Source organism: Pedobacter sp. PACM 27299 (assembly GCF_001412655.1).
Classification (GTDB): domain Bacteria; phylum Bacteroidota; class Bacteroidia; order Sphingobacteriales; family Sphingobacteriaceae; genus Pedobacter.
Genome location: NZ_CP012996.1, coordinates 2,942,314 through 2,959,081 on the forward strand (window position 1 = coordinate 2,942,314; position 16,768 = coordinate 2,959,081).

The following is a 16,768-nucleotide window of genomic DNA, read 5'->3' on the forward strand; positions in this document are numbered from 1 at the left end:
GCCATGAAAGTGTATCAGCACCTCCATGGCATTATCTGAGTTAACCCAAAAAACAAATTTGAGATCCGTTCACGTATTAACCCAATCCCACAAAAGTATGAAATTAAATGCTTTTAACCTAGGTATGCTATGCCGATGGCTACTGCCTACACTTTTATCAGCTATGAACTTTGTTGTTGCGAAAACGCTGACAACAAATAAAAGAAGACTACTAATGAGAGTTAATTTGATCATCGCCATCATTACAACCTGCTTATTACAAGTCAGTGCAGCAGGTTTTGCTCAAAAAGTCAATTATGTAAAACAGAATACCACACTTCATCAGGTTTTTCAGGAGATCAAAAAGCAAACCGGTTTCCGGGTTTTGTATTCAGATCAGAATTTAAATAGCCAGATGAAGATTAATGCCAATTTTAAAGATTCAGAATTGAGCCAGGTGATGGAAACGCTATTAAAAGACCAAAACCTGACTTACAAAATGGAACGCAGGAACATCCTGATTAAGATCCGGCCAATTGCCTTCCAGCAGCTCAATACTGCCCTCAAAGACATTAACATCAGTGGAAAGGTGCTCGACAAAGATAAAAAGCCCTTGCCCGGGGCATCTGTCAGTGTAAAAGGGACTAACAAAGTAGTCAGCACTGATGAAAATGGGAATTTTGCCTTGAAAAATATAGAGGAACAGGCCATATTGGTGGTTTCTTTTGTGGGCTATTTAAGAAAAGAGGTGCCGGTTAATGGTGCTAGTGTTGTAAACATTGTGCTCGATGAGGATGTCAGTCTGCTCGGCGATGTAGTGGTAGTCGGTTATGATACCAGAAAACAAAGCGAGTTGACCAGTGCGGTTTCCGTGGTTTCTTCCGAGAAGTTAAAGGATGTTACGGCCAATTCTATTGGTGCTATGCTTCAAGGTAAAGTGGCTGGTTTGCAGGTGGTGAACAGCTCTGGAGCGCCGGGTGCCAACGCGGAAATCAGGCTGCGCGGCGTTTCGTCGGTTAATGCAAATCAAAGCCCTCTTTTTGTGGTGGATGGAATTATTGGTGGTAATTACGATCCTAATGACGTAGAAAGTGTTACGATCTTAAAAGATGCGGGGGCGACTGCCATGTATGGCTCACAAGCAAACGCGGGGGTGATTATCGTAACTACAAAAAGGGCAAAACAGGCCGAAACCAGGTTTGAAGCTAAAGTTTCCACTGGTTTTCGAACTCCAGATTTTGGTAAAATGAAGCTGATGAACAGCAATGAGCTTTATGATTATCAAAAAGAATTTTACCGCGACTACGTGGTTGGTGCTCCCAATAACTCTTATAAGATTGACCTGGTGAAATTCTATTCTGAGCGCCCTTTGTCGCTGCGTGATCAGGATTATGACTGGTCTAAAGAGTCCTTTAAGACCGCTCCGATTTATAACTTCTACCTTTCTGCAAGTGGCAAAACGGAGAAGAACGATTATTATGTAGGCGCATCCTATTATAAAGAGAAGGGGACTTTTATCAATACTGATTTTCAAAGGGTTAATCTACGTGGAAATTCGACGTATCACTTCTCCAAAAAATTTGATTTGACCAATAATATCAACCTCAGTGCCTCACAGGGCAAGAGCTATGATTATATGGATGCCTATTATTCTTTCCTGAATATGCCTTGGGATAATCCTTATGATGCTAGCGGAAACCCAATTTATGTAGATGGTAATTCTACTTTTAAATGGTGGTCTAGGGATAAAATAAATCCGATTCATACGGTACAAAATTCAGAGCACCCTTATAAAGGTTTTAATGTAAATTATGATTTGGGCATCAACTACCGCCTGACCGACTGGCTTACATTTGCCAGTTCAAACCGGTTGTCGGCCTCCTTCGATAAAGGCACCAATTACGTATCCCCACTCGCTGCGGGTACCTATCGTGGGATGGGCTTTCTTGATGAGTTAAATACCCTGAACTACGGCCTCGTGAGTAACCAGTTGTTTAAATTCAATTTTAAATTGGGTGAGCACAGCATAAGTGGTTTTGCTGGCGGAGCTTTTGAAAGCAGTAAAATCGAAACTTCTGGTGCTTCGGGTAAAGGTTTGCCGGAAGGATTGAAAGTACCGGGAGTAATCTCCAGCAGTCAGGTGATCGTGGGCGCACACAATAAATACATCTTACAATCTTTGTTATCGCAGGTAAACTACAGCTATAAAAATAAATATTTCCTGTCAGGTTCATTCAGGTATGATGGTTCATCCAACTTCGCTCCAAGTAAGCAGTACGGTGGCTTCCCATCTATATCGGCAGCATGGGCGGTAAGCAATGAAGCTTTCCTGGCCGACAATCACATTTTAAGTAACCTGAAAGTACGCGCCAGTTACGGCATCACAGGTACACAGGATATTGGGGCATCCCGCTTCCTGGGCTTGTTTTCCCTCACTACTAAATATAATTCGTTGGTGGCTGCAGTGCCTTACCAATTGCCAAGTCCTAACTTAACCTGGGAGAGTAAACGCCAGCTCAATGCAGGTATGGATATTGGATTATTTAACAGGCTGAATTTGACCCTTGATGTTTACCGTAATGACACCAAAGACTTGTTGCTACAGGTATCGCAGCCCTTATCTGTTGGTTTTGAAACCAAATGGGAGAATGCGGGCTCAGTGATTAACAAAGGGATGGAGTTAGGCATTAATTCGACCAACATCAGAACCAAAGACTTCGAGTGGATCACTGATTTTACTTTTAACTATAACAACAACAAATTGGCAGGTTTTCCATCAGATATCGTGAAAACAGGGTCATGGAGCATCTCACAAATCTATCGCAATGGAGGAGATCTGTTCGAATTTTATATGCCAAAATGGTTAGGTGTTGATGCACAAACTGGTGCACCGCTTTGGGAGAAGCTCATCTACAATGAACAAGGTGAAGCTGTAGCGAAGGAAAGTACATCGGATTATTCACAGGCCACCAATCAGGAGGTAGGTTCGGCATTGCCTAAATACCAGGGCGGCTTTAACAACAGTTTCAGGTATAAAAACTTTAATTTAAGAGTGAGCACCTATTTTAATTATGGCAATAAGGTATTTAGTAATAACCTGAGGTTCATGATGAACGATGGTCATGAGCCTTATTACAATCAGATTAAATTACCGAAGGGGGCTAAAATATGGACGCAGCCAGGCGATACCGGAGCTACAGAGCCAAGTGCGCAAAACTCCGCTAATTCTACTGAAACCTCTACGCGTTACCTAAAAGATGGAAGTTATTTTACGATCAGGAACATTGCATTATCTTATACTTTGCCTTCATCCTGGGCGAAGAAGATGAGTATGAGCGATGTAACTGTTGGTATTACTGCGGATAATGTGGCCACCTTCTCGAACTTTTTAGGTCAGGATCCCCAAACTACCATCACACCAACCCGGTATGCAACGCCAGGGGTTTCGGATTTTAAATATCCTAACAATCGCCAGTATTTGTTAAACGTTAATTTCAGCTTTTAAGCAGGTTTCAACCTATTAAATTAAGTATATGAAAAATATAATATTCACCGTTTCCCTCTTTTTGATGGTTGCGGTAAGCAGCTGCAAAAAATTGAGTTCCCTCCCAAGCGATGCGATCAGTACGGAAACGCTGGTAAACACCAGTGAAGGCTTAACCAATGCGCTAAATGGAGCTTACGCTTTGTTTAAAGACCATATTGAATTTAACGGAAAGGTAGACATGAACAACATGTACCTGCGCCAGTTTTATCACTTAACAGACTTTGCCAGCGATGACATTGTTTGCGGACAGGTAACCACCGATCCATTTTACTATAGTTTTAGCCTGGACCATTCACCTGCCCAGGCCAACAGCCGTTACTACTGGTATATTTCCTATAAAATCATTACCGGCGTGAACACCGTTATCGATGCGGTGGAGAAATCAGGTAAAAATGATGCGGCTACCAACCAGTTATTGGGGGAGTGCTACTTTTTACGTGCTTTCTGTCACTTTAACTTAGTCCGGTTATTTGGTAAACCTTACCCGGTTGACCCTAATTCTCCGGGGATCATCCTGCGTACAAACTTGAGCGATCCTTCAAAAAAAGCAAGGTCAACCGTTAAAGAAGTTTACGATTCCGTACTTGCTGATGCCGAGAAAGCGGCGGGTTTAATGACCCGTTCGCGTGGCGTTCAATATGCCTCCCAGGAAGCCGCCTGGTCCTTACTGGCAAGGGTAAACCTTTACAAGGAAGACCAAGTAAAGGCAATCGAATATGCAGACAAAGTGATCAACTCAGGTAAGTTTAGCCTGGCCACTAAAGACACGTACCCAAAATTGTTTGCCAATGCAACCAGTGCCACTGAAACCATTTTTTGTATTGCCTTTACTGTCGTTGATGATTATGGCAAATTTGGCTCTATTGCTTCGATGATTTATTCGGATGGAAACTCTGGCTGGGGCGAGGAATATGCCTCGTCTTCCTTACGTGCGGCCATGTCTGCACATCCTGAGGATGTTCGCTGGTCTTATATTGTTCCCTCAAAAGACGGTGCCGGTGTAGTACAGAAAAAGAATGGGATCGAAATGTATTATATCAGCAAGTTCTCTTTTCAGGATAACCTGCCAAACTTAAGTTCACCCATTATGTTCAGGATTGCAGAAATGTACCTAATCCGTGCGGAAGCAAATGCCAAAGCAGGTGCCAATGCAGCGGCACTGGATGATGTGGATATGATCCGCAAAAACCGCGGCCTGGAAGCCTCGCTTTACAATAGAGTTGTACCTGCAGGTTCCACTGCTTTAGATGTAGTTTTGGCGGAGAAACGTATAGAGATGGCATTTGAAGGGCACCGCAGCTATGATGTGTTCCGTAATAAAAGAAGCCTGAATAAGGCGTATTGGGGATATCACCTGACCGGTTTAAAAGAGACTGATGTAGACCTTTCTAGGATACCAACAGGTTATCCTAACCTGACTGTGCCTTATACAAGTCCGCGTATCATTTACTATTTGCCGGTAGACGAGGTATTGAGCAATCCGCTGGCCACACAGAATCAATAATTTAACGATCACCTTGTAATATATAGAATGATATGAAAAATCTAAAAGCTTACGTGTTCCTGCTGTCGGCGCTGATCGCAGGTTCATTATTCAGCTCCTGTAAGAAGGATAAAACCGAGATAAAAACTGATTTATTATATGAAGTAACTGTGGATGGGGCGACAGCAACGTTCAGCATAAAAACCGAAGGCGTGACCGGTTACCAATGGGATTTTGGCGATGGCAAAACCTCAACCGAAGCCAATCCAAGCCATACTTATCCGGGTAAGGGTAAATATGTTCCAACACTAACGGCCTCGGTAAATGGCGAACCAGTGGAAGCATCAACAGTGCTGCAAATCGCCAAAGTATCCCCTGTAAAAATTAACGATAACTCTTTTGACGACTGGAGTACGGTCACCAAAAATGTGATCCCACTAGGTGCTAAAAAGGGTGTTTTTAATCTGGTAAAACTAGATTATGATGGGAACTATGTGTATTTGTATGGTGAGATGACCGGGAAAAAAGCAGACGCGGTTATTTTTGATTTCTTTATTGATTCGGATAACAATCCAGCTACGGGATGGCTTACCGGTACTTTTACCGATGGTGGTTACGACGTTTTAATGGAGGGTCAGCTGTTGACGGCTGGCGTAGATATTTTTTACCATACCGGTACTAACCAGAGTGACTTTTCCGGATTTAAACCACAGTCGATCGCTGAGGCTTATACCGTAGGCACGGTGAAAGACGAAGCTGGTCTTGTCAAATTTGAGCTGCGTATTGCACGTGGTAAACTGAAAGGTTTAACGGGTACTGGGATGCGGATCGGAATACAGGTCATTAAAAATGACTGGTCAGTAAACCTGGGTAATGCACCGGACGAAGGAACTTCAAGTTTCTTCCTGGATATGAACGAATAATTTTATACCAAAACGATTTATGGAAAAGATTTTAACTGCTGATCAGTCAGCTAAGGGGCGTTTAGTGTCTTTAGATGTGATGCGAGGGATGATTATGATCCTGCTTTGTGCAGAGAGTTGCAGAGTTTATGAAGCAATCATGCAAATTGATCCTGAACAGCCCATGGGTGGCTTGATCACCCAGTTTTTTCATCACCCATGGCATGGGCTGCGCTTTTGGGATTTGGTTCAACCGGCCTTTATGTTTATGGCAGGAGCCGCAATGTATATTTCTTACAGCCGTAAATTGGAAAAAGGACAAAGCTGGGGCGATAACCTGCCGCATATCCTGATTCGTAGCTTAAAGCTTTTTATCTGCGGGGTAGCCTTACATTGCATTTATGCAGATAAGCCCGTTTGGGAGCTTTGGAATGTGCTGACGCAATTGTCGTTCACGATGATCATTGCTTACCTGATCATCAACAGGTCTTCTACCTGGCAGTTGCTCTTTTCCATTTGCCTGCTGCTGCTTACTGAAGTTTTGTATCGCGGTTTGCTGATGCCTGGTTTCGACCAGCCTTTTGCGGAAGGGAAGAATTTTGGGTCTTATGCAGATACTTTGCTGATGGGTAAAATCAACAGTGATGGTTGGGTAGCGATCAATTGCATCCCAACTGCGGCGCATACCATTTGGGGGGTGCTGGCAGGTAAATTACTGATCTCCGGTAATACTGCCAGCTACAAAATAAAGACCCTGGTGATCATGGGAATCATTGCGCTGATTTTTGGCTTCAGTCTGGATCTGTCTGGGATTACACCGATCATCAAACGCATCAGCACCAGTTCGTTCGTGTTGGTTTCGGGAGGCTGGGTACTGTTGATTTTGGCTGCTGTATACTGGCTGGTGGATGTCAAAAACAATGTAAAATATGCCTGGATCTTTACGGTAGTCGGCATGAACGCCATATTTATCTACCTGTTCTTTGAAACGGTAGGTGTACAGTGGCTAAATGGCAAGGTGGCGATTTTTTCAGGCGATTTGTTACATCTGTTCTTAAATGTGCCCCTAAACGTAGCCGCAGTTGTATCGGCCCTAACAGTGCTGCTTGTCGAGTGGGTCCTGTGCTACTGGCTTTATCAGCGAAATATCTTTTTTAAACTATAGAAATCCTCATAAACAGAAGATCATGATCAAAAAAAATATATGGTATGCCCTCAGCATTTGTCTGGCGGTAATGGTGCTATTTGTTTCCTGTAAAAATCAGGAAGATAGCCTGGTTAATATTGAGAAGGTAAACTTAAGTTATGCGGAAAGTACGGAAGATTTCCCGAATCCGGAGCGTGGCTTCTACCGATATTCTGAAGTAAATTCCAGTAACTATGAAGTATTGTCGGCAGAAGAACTGAAAGGATACCGCTCCCCTCAATCTATCCAAAGTGCAAATTACAAGGTGTCCAGTACGCTGGTTTTCAGGTATTATATTCTGGATGATGTAGTCAGTACCGCCATATCAGCCTCCTTTATTTCCAATATTAAAAAGGATTTTGAGGCAGCAAGAACAGCGGGTGTTAAGCTGATCCCTCGTTTTGTCTATACTGCTACAGCTAAGCCTGGGAACTGTCCGGAAGGTTTCATCTGTCCATTATATGGTGATGCACCTAAAGCAATCATTCTGAATCATATCACACAGCTAAAACCAGTTCTGCGCGAAAATGCGGATGTAATTGCCTGTGTGCAGCTGGGTTTTATCGGAACCTGGGGGGAGCAATACTACAGCGATTTCTTCGGCGATGCCTCCAGCAATGGTGGACAGGGCAATAAACTGCTGGACAACAACTGGAGAGACCGGATTGAAGTGATCAAAGCCCTGCTTGACGCCGTACCTGCCGACAGGATGATCCAGCTACGTTACCCACAGATTAAGCAGCGTTATATTTATGGCATTAATTCTCTGATTACCTCAGCAGCGCTAACAGAGAGCAATGCTTTTAATCAAAGTGATATCGCGCGTTTGGGCTTCCATAACGATTGTTTTATGGCAAGTGTTAACGATTTTGGTACTTACGAAGATTACGGCAACAGTTCAACGCCACGCACATCCGATGGAACGGTCATCAACACTTTGAAGGATTACTTTAAAGCCGACAGCAAATTTGTAGTTGTGGGCGGGGAAACCTGTTCTGACGACTATAGCCCTGCTAACGATTGCGAGCCTGCTGGCAAAATACAGGCAGAATTGGCATCGCTGCATTACAGTTTTATTAATGCCCATTATAACAATGCCGTTAATAACGATTGGCAGGACGGGGGCTGTATGGATAATATTAAACGTAATCTGGGTTATCGCTTCGTATTGCAAACTGCTGCACTGCCCGATAATGCGGTAAAAGGAACGGTAATGAACATCACTCTGAACCTTAAGAATGTGGGTTATGCATCGCCATATAACAAACGTCCCTTGAAACTGGTACTGCGCAATACTGCAAGTGGCGAGGTTAAATCCTTCGGGCTCTCCGCAGATGTCAGGAAATGGTACTCTGGAGTGGTAACGGTTACTGAAGGTGTTCCGATTCCTGCTGATTTTCCGGCAGGTGATTATGAGATGCTGATTCAACTGCCAGATGCTTATGCCAGCATTGCGGCAAGGCCGGAGTTCAGTATCCGTCTGGCAAATGCGAATGTTTGGGAGGCCGCTACAGGTTACAATAAACTGAACCATACCGTAAAAATTAACTAAACCGTACCCGGAAAATCAACCCATAAATCCAAGTAAATGATCAAGGTCTTTAAAATATATTTGTTATTCAATTTTTTGTTTTGCGTATGGGCTTTGCCGCTTTATGCGCAAACCAGTCTGACGATTAAAGCCGGAGAGCAGTGGTTTGGCGGTGCGGTAAATGAAGCCCATCTGATGCCCTTTAAAGAGGGCTATAGTCTGGATATGTACGGCGATACCCGTGGAAATCAGGCGGTACCACTACTAGTGTCTACTAAAGGGAGGTTCATTTGGAGTGAAACACCATTTAAGTTCAGCTTCGAGAAAAACCAACTGCTGATCAGTCATACGAAAAGTATGGTCACTATTGATTCCGCAGGTAAAAATCTGAAAGAAGCATTTGGCAATGCCTCAAAGCGATTCTTTCCTGCGAAAAATAAACTGCCCGATACCTTGCTATTTAGCAAACCTCAATACAATACCTGGATAGAGCTGGTTTATAACCAAAACCAACAGGACATCTTAAATTATGCCAGGGCGATCATAGATAATGGTTTTCCGCCGGGTGTATTGATGATTGATGACAACTGGGCGGATTATTATGGCCGGTTCGATTTTAGGGCAGACCGGTTTACAGACGCAGCGGCGATGGTAGATACCCTGCACCAATTAGGTTTTAAAGTGATGCTTTGGATGAGCCCGTTTGTATCGCCGGATACGGAAGTTTTCAGGGAATTAATGGCCAAAAAACTACTGATTTTAGACAATGGGGGGGTGCCCGGTAACACCTGGGCTAAAGCAGAGAAAGCCGCGATCATTCCCTGGTGGAATGGCTATAGTTCGGTTCTTGATTTCAGCAATCCTGAAGCAAAGATATGGTTCCTCAGCCGACTGGAACATATGGTAAGTACCTATCACCTGGATGGCTTTAAGTTTGATGCCGGGGATGCTGAATTTTATCCGCCTAATGCTTTGGCCTTTAAAAGTGTAAGCCCAAATGAGCACAGCAGACTTTGGGGCGAAATCGGTTTGTCCTATCCGCTGAATGAGTACCGCGCGATGTGGAAGATGGGGGGCGAAGCCCTGGTACAACGCTTACGCGATAAAAAACACAATTGGGAAGACCTCCAAAAACTCATACCGCACCTTTTGACCGCTGGTTTATTAGGTTATCAGTTTACTTGTCCGGATATGATCGGGGGTGGAGAGTATGGTTCGTTCATAGGAAAAGATAAACTGGATGAACAACTCGTGGTGCGATCTGCACAGTGCTCGGCATTAATGCCAATGATGCAATTTTCTGCAGCGCCCTGGCGTGTGCTTTCAAAATCAAACCTGGCGGCAGTTAAAAAAGCGGTAGATATCAGGGCAAAGTACACACCATACCTGATGGAAGTGGCAAAGAATGCAGCTGCAACCGGCGAACCCATTACCCGCAGTATGGAGTATGAATTCCCTGATCAGGGTTTTGCTGAGGTAAAAGGACAATTCATGCTGGGCAGCAAGTACCTGGTGGCGCCGATGCTCGCTGCTGTTGGTAAAAAGGCTGTTTACCTGCCAAAAGGTAACTGGAAGGACGATCAGGGCAAAAAGCTAAAAGGCCCGTTAACCATGATCATGGAGGTAGCCCTGGATCGGCTGCCCATATTTGAACGTATTAACCACTGAAGAATTAGTTAAAGCTGATGAACCTACCTATTTATAATTAAACGATAAACCAAAAACCTTTTCATTTTGAACACTATACAAAATCTATTCGAAATTACTGCTAAGTTTAGATGTCATGTCGATATCTCTACGCTGAAATCTTATGGGACAGGACATATTAATGACACCTATCGTCTGAAAAATCTTGCGACAGAAGAGTATGATTACCTGCTTCAGAAGATCAACCATAATGTATTTAAAAATGTACCCAAACTCATAGAAAACATGTGCAGGGTGATTGCACATCTTAAAAAGGAAATGCTGATTTCAGGAGAGGGCGATCCTGAAAAAGAGGTGATGACGCTCGTTGCCACAAAAGAAGGCCCTTATTTTTATCAGGATAGCAATGGGGCATATTGGCGAATGTGCCATTTTCTAAAGGATACCAAGACCTACGATGTGGTAGAAACAGAGCAACAGGCTTATGAAGGTGGAAAAGCCTTCGGGAAATTCCAGTACATGCTTTGTGACCTCTCAGCTGACCTGATGTATGAGGTGATCCCTGATTTTCATCATATCGGGAAAAGGCTGGGACAGCTGGAGCAGGCAAGGGCTGAAGATCCGCTAGGCCGTGTTGCGCTCGTATCTGAGGAGCTGAAAACCATAGATGCCAGTTCTGGATCAATGTCGTATTTTCAACAGGAAGAGCAGCTGCTTACTTTGCCGAGACGTGTCATCCATTACGATACCAAATTCAATAATGTGCTGTTAAATTTAGAGGATAGGGCACAATGTGTGATCGATCTGGACACGGTAATGGCAGGCTATGTGGCTTACGACTTTGGCGACGCGATCCGCACGATCATCAATAGCACTACAGAGGATGAGGAGGAATTGTCCAACATCAAACTAAATATTCCATTGTTTAATGCCTATACCAAAGGGTATATGGAACAGGCCAGGCTATTCATTAACGAATGCGAACTGAGGTCTTTGATGAAAGGAGTGCTTCTGCTGCCTTACATGCAGGCCGTTCGGTTTCTGACGGATTATATCAATGGAGACCGTTATTACAAAATAGAATCCACACACCATAACCTTCAGCGGACCAGAGCACAGCTTAAATTACTGAAAGAGCTGTTTGAACATTCCGAATCTATGGAAGACAGCATTTACACAGAGGCCAGGAAACACCAGTTAATTAAAAATTAAAAAGATGAACAGAAGACATTTTTGTGCCAATGGATTAGTAGGATTGGCAGGGCTGACTTTGATGCCAGAGGCATTATTTGCAAATGCAAAAGACAAGATCCGCTTAGGTTATATTGGGGTGGGTTTAAGAGGTCGAAATCACATCAGTGAGGGGCTCCTTCGTTCTGATGTGGAGATCACCGCCATTTGCGACACTCAGGAAAGCTCCTTGAAATATTGTCGCGCGCAGTTTGTGAAAGCAGGGAAGAAATTGCCTGCTGAATATACCGGAGGGATTGATGCTTACAAGAAATTACTGGATCGTAAAGATATCGATGCAGTCATCATTGCGACACCATGGGAGTTCCATAAGGACCAGGCGATCAATGCCATGAGGGCTGGAAAATATGTGGGCTGTGAGGTAATTGCAGGCATTACCGTGGCAGACCATTGGGAAATCTTAAAGGCATATGAGGAAACAAATATCCCTTACATGACACTCGAAAACGTCTCTTATCGCAGGGATGTGCTTGCGGTATTAAATATGGTCAGGAACAATGTTTTCGGCGAACTGGTTCACCTGGAAGGCGGATATCAGCATGACCTGAGACCTGTTCTGTTTAATGATGGCGTAAATTTTAATGGCAAAGGCGGAGAATTTGGTCCTCATACTATTGGTGAGGCACAATGGCGGACACAATGGAATGCCGATCGGAACGGGGATATTTATCCTACCCATGGTGCTGGCCCAATTATGAATTACATCAATATCAACTGTGGCAATCAGTTTACAAACCTGGTTTCTTTTGCTTCAAAATCCAAGGGCTTGCACCGTTATATTGAGAAGGTATCTCCAGGAAATAAGAACCTCTCTGTGAACTTTAAAAATGGAGATTTGATTACGACCATGTTAAACTGTGCAAATGGAGAAACGGTGACCTTAACACATGACACGCATTTGCCAAGACCTTACTCCTTGGGATTCAGGGTGCAGGGAACTGAAGGTTTGTGGATGGATGTTGCGGATTCTATTTATGTAGAAGGGAAGTCCGGAACCTATGACGAATGGGATAAAGCGAAGACATGGCTGGATAAATACGACCATCCGCTATGGAAAAAGTACGAACATCTGGCCGAAGGTGCAGGTCATGGCGGAATGGACTGGTTTGTATTCAATGCTTTTGTGGAGTCGGTGAAACAGAAAAGACAAACCCCTATAGATATCTATGATTCCTTGACTATGAGTGTCATTACACCGCTATCCGAGCAATCTCTGAAAGAAGGGAATATGCCGCAGAAGTTTCCTGATTTTACCAAAGGAAAGTGGCAGGATGCCAAGCCAAAATTTGCACTAAATGACAGTGGTTTTTAGCCTGGACCTTTAATTATTTAACCCTTAAAACAGGAAAAGCCTCAGCGAATTGTGAGGCTTTTCCTGATCCTTATAATGGAGGATGGCGTCAGAATAAATATTGATCTTATTGACTGCGCTTATTGGATGGTATAACCAATGTAGACAAACACCGATGAATTCGACATCAGGCTTTTGTGAACTACATTGTTAAACTGCCAGCCAAAGCCACCTACTACATTTGTTGGTTCGTTATCCTTGGAGAAAAACACTCCTGTTCCCAGGTTGATCGGTGTTTTTGGCTCGTTGATGCCCGCGCGTGCGAAGGCATTTATTCCAAGAATATTTTTCCCGAACAGCCGAGGCAGTATTCCGTAATCGAGTCTCAAAGGAAAGCTGTGATAGGTCTGGTAGTCGCCCAATTTTCCAGCATCTTGTTTACCTACCGAATAGTTTGGTGCAGAGCCCAATAGTGTGGATCCGATTCCATCATCAAGATCTTCTGTATTATTGGTGACCCTATAGCCGAAGGAAATACCCGCAAGGCTATAAACCGGATTATCATTGGACGTTTTTGAGGTGTAGAACCAATTTTTGTTCAATGAGGCAAAGGGCTGAAGTTTCTTGAGTTCAGTCTTCGAATAGTTTAAAGTATCGAGCATAGCGTACTTGTCATAACTTAGTCCTGCTTTTAGATAGAAACTGCGTGGTCTGGTATAGATGGGTGTTTTGGTGTCATAGTTCTCTTTCTGTATACCCCAAATTAGTGCAGCGGAGATTCCTGTGTTGAGCTTTCCCTGTTTGTAAACATTGCCAATTCCATCCTTGACTTTAAGTTTGAGGTCAAAGCCCAACATTGATCTTCGGCTAATCATTTCAGTTGCCGAATTTTTTACTTGTCCATCTTTAAGGTTTCTCGTACCAATATAGGAGAGCGTAAAGGATTCCGAAGCGGTGTTGATCCTGATATTAAACCAGTCCTTAAGATCAGCATTCTTTATCAGAACAGATTCACCGCTAGCGTCTTCAAAGACTGTCTGAGCCTTGGTACTAAGGCTGAGGGCTGTTAGCAATAACAGGATCGTTATTTTTATCTTCACGGGTTTTAATGATTAATTGATCTGAAAATGGATCCGTTTTGAATGGTTCCTTGATTGTCTGTGTCTTTGTGAAACTGCCGATTTGCTCTTTTTTTCCGGTGGTCCTAAAAGCTTTGATGGCTAGTGTATACTCATAATCGCCCTGGCTGGAACGGACAACTGAATTAAGGTTGAGGATGGTTTGCGGCCGTTTGACTTTCGTATAGGCCGACATGGTCAACTTATCAGGAGAAATACAGGGCTTATATTCTTGGTCATTGATGTTCATCGTGAAAATCTTGAACTTGGTATTGTCAGGAGTGGTGTACTTGATCTCTAATTTGATGTAATCATCTTTTTCCTTTTCTGGAACTGCATCTATGTTTTCTAAGCATGCCGACGCTCCGCTCAGTGCCTCACTCAATCGCAAAAGATCATCGCTGCGCCCTTCTTGCAGTCCTGTAATTTCTACTTTTTGAAAGGTCTTTAAGTCGTTCTTATTTACTTTATAGGAGTTGAATTCTGGACCAGAAATATCTATGATTTTTGGACGGTTAAAAATACTTTTGACCTGTAGCCCGACAAGTACGATGATTACCGTCCACAGTGGCCAGGTTTGCCGCAGATAGCGGCCAATGTTTTGAGCGTTCATTTGAAGAGATTAATTTATAATTTAAAGATAATAACTAGTTATCAAAATTTCTATTGTTTTTTAAAATATTCAGGGGGAGATTCGTGTTTATTGCTTTGATTTACAGTTAGTAAAGAGATGCGGGAGTATGAGTGTCGGTGTCGGCTTTTGATTTACGGCGCCAAAAAACAATGGTCAGGTAATATGATCTCAGTCTAAAAAAACAGTACATTTGAGATACCACCACCTATAGCCCCTTTATGAACGTCGGTAAGGAACTCTTGTTTTTTTTTAGTGCGCTAGGAGCCTTCAACGGGCTTATTTTAAGCTTATACTTTTCTTTCTTCACCAGGAAAAAATACTTGAGCAGTTATTTTCTGGGCGCATTGTTGTTTGTGCTGAGTGTGCGGATTGGTAAGTCAGTGTTTGTATATTTTGATGGTAATCTGCCGAAGATCTATCTGCAGATTGGTCTTTCTGCCTGCTTTTTTATCGGCCCTTTCCTTTATTGCTTTCTGAAGTCCGCGGTTAAGGGATTGGAGGTAATTCCTGAATCCTGGAAATGGATGATGGCCTCATTATTCCTGGTGATACTGGTGACGGGTATATGCTATCCTTATGAAAATTATTCATGGCTCTGGAATCAATACTTTAGTAAGGTTATTTATTTGCAATGGTTTATCTATATCGTTATTTCAACCTTTGTGATCAAAGGAGTGCTGAAAAAAATGTTTAGCAAAGGGCAGCAATTGACTCCGGCTGAAACCTGGCTGCTGATGATATTTTTCGGGAATGTAGTGATTTTCATGACCTTCTTTCTAAGCTTGATCCGGGCGCCGTTTATGTCCTATATCAGTGGTTCAATTGGTTTTTCTCTGATCTTATACCTGATTATTTCAGTGCTTCTGTATAGAAAGAAGACCGACGACCTGTTTTTACTCAGTCCGACAAAATACCTGGGTAAAAAAGTGAATCAGGAAGAAGTAGTAATTTTGATGGAAAAACTGGAAAAAGCTATGTCAGAACAGGCGATATACAGAAATCCGGACCTGAAATTAGGTGATTTATCAAAGGGGGTAAATGTAAGCAGCCATCAATTGTCACAGTTCTTGAATGATCATCTGGGGAAAAACTTTACCACCTTTGTCAATGAATTCAGGATCAATGAAGCATGCAGGATCATCTCAACGGATCATCGCCTTACGTTGGAATCGATAGGTTATGAGGTCGGTTTTAACTCCAAGTCTACCTTCTTCGCTGCGTTTAAGAAACTAAAAGGGACTACACCCTTGAGCTATCAACAGCATACGTTAAAAAAGTAAACGTAGCCTGGTTCCCGTACTAATTTATAAATCCGTACTCCTGATTCCTATTTCCGGAACCTGCTGCAAGATTTTACTGTTGATTTTTGTGAAAAAGAAAAACCAAATCCAATTCGCAAATGAAAATCCTGCTGATCACATTTCTCAGTATCTCGACTTTATTCTTCCCGTCCCTAAAATTAAAAGCTCAAAATATCCAGAGCATTTCTGCCAGGGTAATTGATTCAAATCATGAACCCCTCATGGGTAATGTATTACTTTACATTGCTGCGGATCCTACTTTTAAAAAGGGGGTTAGTTTCCTAAACGGCAGCTTTGAGTTGTCAGCTATTCATCAGAAAGAAGTGACTTTGAAATTAAGTTCTCTGCTTTTTGCTGACACCTTGATCCAGGTGAAATATAGTGGTACAGCAGCTATTGATCTAGGAACTATCGTGATTAAAACTCGTAATGTGCAGTTGAATGAAGTTATGGTCAGTGCTCAGGTGCCATTGATGCGGTCTATGGCGAACGGTAACCTTGAGGTGAAGGTTGCCAATACCTTACTTGCGAATAGCAGTTCCTTAACTGAAATCCTCAGCAGGGCTCCAAATATCACCATCAATGATGGACAGATTACGGTGATAGGTAAAGGTGAAGCCACGATTTACCTTAATGGCAGAGTGATTACCGCTGAGCGGATGTCTTCTATTCCCACTTCGCAGATAGAGAAGATTGAGATCATTTCTAATCCCTCTTCAAAATATGATGCAGAAGGAAAAGCGGTCATTAACATCATTACTAAAACTAATACTGGAGAAGGTATACTCGCCTCTATCAGTCAGCAGGTTACGGCATCTGAATTTGCAGGACTGAGCACCAATACTATGTTTGACCTCAATTACAATAAAGAAAAACTTTCTGTAGTTGGTAATTATAG

General features: G+C 42.9%; 11 protein-coding genes. 9 read left to right on the top strand and 2 right to left on the bottom strand.

All coding sequences use genetic code 11. The features are described from left to right. The first annotated feature begins 214 nt into the window (after positions 1-214). From AQ505_RS12315 to AQ505_RS12350, 8 genes are all read left to right on the top strand, one after another. Positions 215-3,484: a SusC/RagA family TonB-linked outer membrane protein gene (locus AQ505_RS12315; protein ID WP_082461810.1), complete on the top strand. Its 3,270-nt coding sequence runs from the start codon at positions 215-217 to the stop codon at positions 3,482-3,484. A 28-nt stretch (positions 3,485-3,512) separates the two neighbouring features. Then, positions 3,513-5,030, top strand: coding sequence for a RagB/SusD family nutrient uptake outer membrane protein (locus AQ505_RS12320; protein ID WP_062548456.1), 1,518 nt, complete (start codon positions 3,513-3,515; stop codon positions 5,028-5,030). Positions 5,031-5,062: 32 nt separating this feature from the next. After that, positions 5,063-5,932, top strand: a complete 870-nt coding sequence (locus AQ505_RS12325) for a PKD domain-containing protein (protein WP_062548457.1) — start codon at positions 5,063-5,065, stop codon at positions 5,930-5,932. 19 nt (positions 5,933-5,951) lie between these two features. After that, on the top strand, positions 5,952-7,076 hold the full coding sequence (locus tag AQ505_RS12330; protein WP_062548458.1) for an acyltransferase family protein: 1,125 nt from the start codon (positions 5,952-5,954) through the stop codon (positions 7,074-7,076). Positions 7,077-7,098: 22 nt separating this feature from the next. Further along, the gene (locus tag AQ505_RS12335; protein WP_062548459.1) at positions 7,099-8,649 is read left to right on the top strand and encodes a DUF4832 domain-containing protein; all 1,551 of its coding nucleotides are present in this window, start codon (positions 7,099-7,101) and stop codon (positions 8,647-8,649) included. A 36-nt stretch (positions 8,650-8,685) separates the two neighbouring features. Beyond that, entirely contained in the window at positions 8,686-10,296 is a 1,611-nt protein-coding gene (locus AQ505_RS12340) for a glycoside hydrolase family 31 protein (RefSeq protein WP_062548460.1), read from the top strand. A 66-nt stretch (positions 10,297-10,362) separates the two neighbouring features. Beyond that, on the top strand, positions 10,363-11,487 hold the full coding sequence (locus tag AQ505_RS12345; RefSeq protein WP_062548461.1) for a phosphotransferase enzyme family protein: 1,125 nt from the start codon (positions 10,363-10,365) through the stop codon (positions 11,485-11,487). A gap of 4 nt (positions 11,488-11,491) precedes the next feature. After that, complete coding sequence (locus AQ505_RS12350) at positions 11,492-12,838, top strand: Gfo/Idh/MocA family protein (RefSeq protein ID WP_062548462.1); 1,347 nt, start codon at positions 11,492-11,494, stop codon at positions 12,836-12,838. Positions 12,839-12,957: 119 nt separating this feature from the next. Here the strand turns inward: AQ505_RS12350 and AQ505_RS12355 are convergent, their stop codons facing one another. Together AQ505_RS12355 and AQ505_RS12360 are read right to left on the bottom strand one after the other, a co-directional pair. Then, positions 12,958-13,917 (bottom strand): hypothetical protein, encoded by a 960-nt coding sequence (locus tag AQ505_RS12355; protein WP_157262335.1) that lies wholly within the window; start codon positions 13,915-13,917, stop codon positions 12,958-12,960. After that, a complete protein-coding gene (locus AQ505_RS12360; RefSeq protein ID WP_062548464.1) occupies positions 13,868-14,548 on the bottom strand; it encodes a hypothetical protein in 681 nt (226 codons plus the stop codon). Before AQ505_RS12360 ends, AQ505_RS12355 begins: the two co-directional genes overlap by 50 nt. Positions 14,549-14,787: 239 nt before the next feature. On the opposite strand from AQ505_RS12360, the gene AQ505_RS12365 reads away from it, so the two are divergent. Next, positions 14,788-15,849 (top strand): helix-turn-helix domain-containing protein, encoded by a 1,062-nt coding sequence (locus AQ505_RS12365; protein WP_062548465.1) that lies wholly within the window; start codon positions 14,788-14,790, stop codon positions 15,847-15,849. Positions 15,850-16,768: the final 919 nt, after the last annotated feature.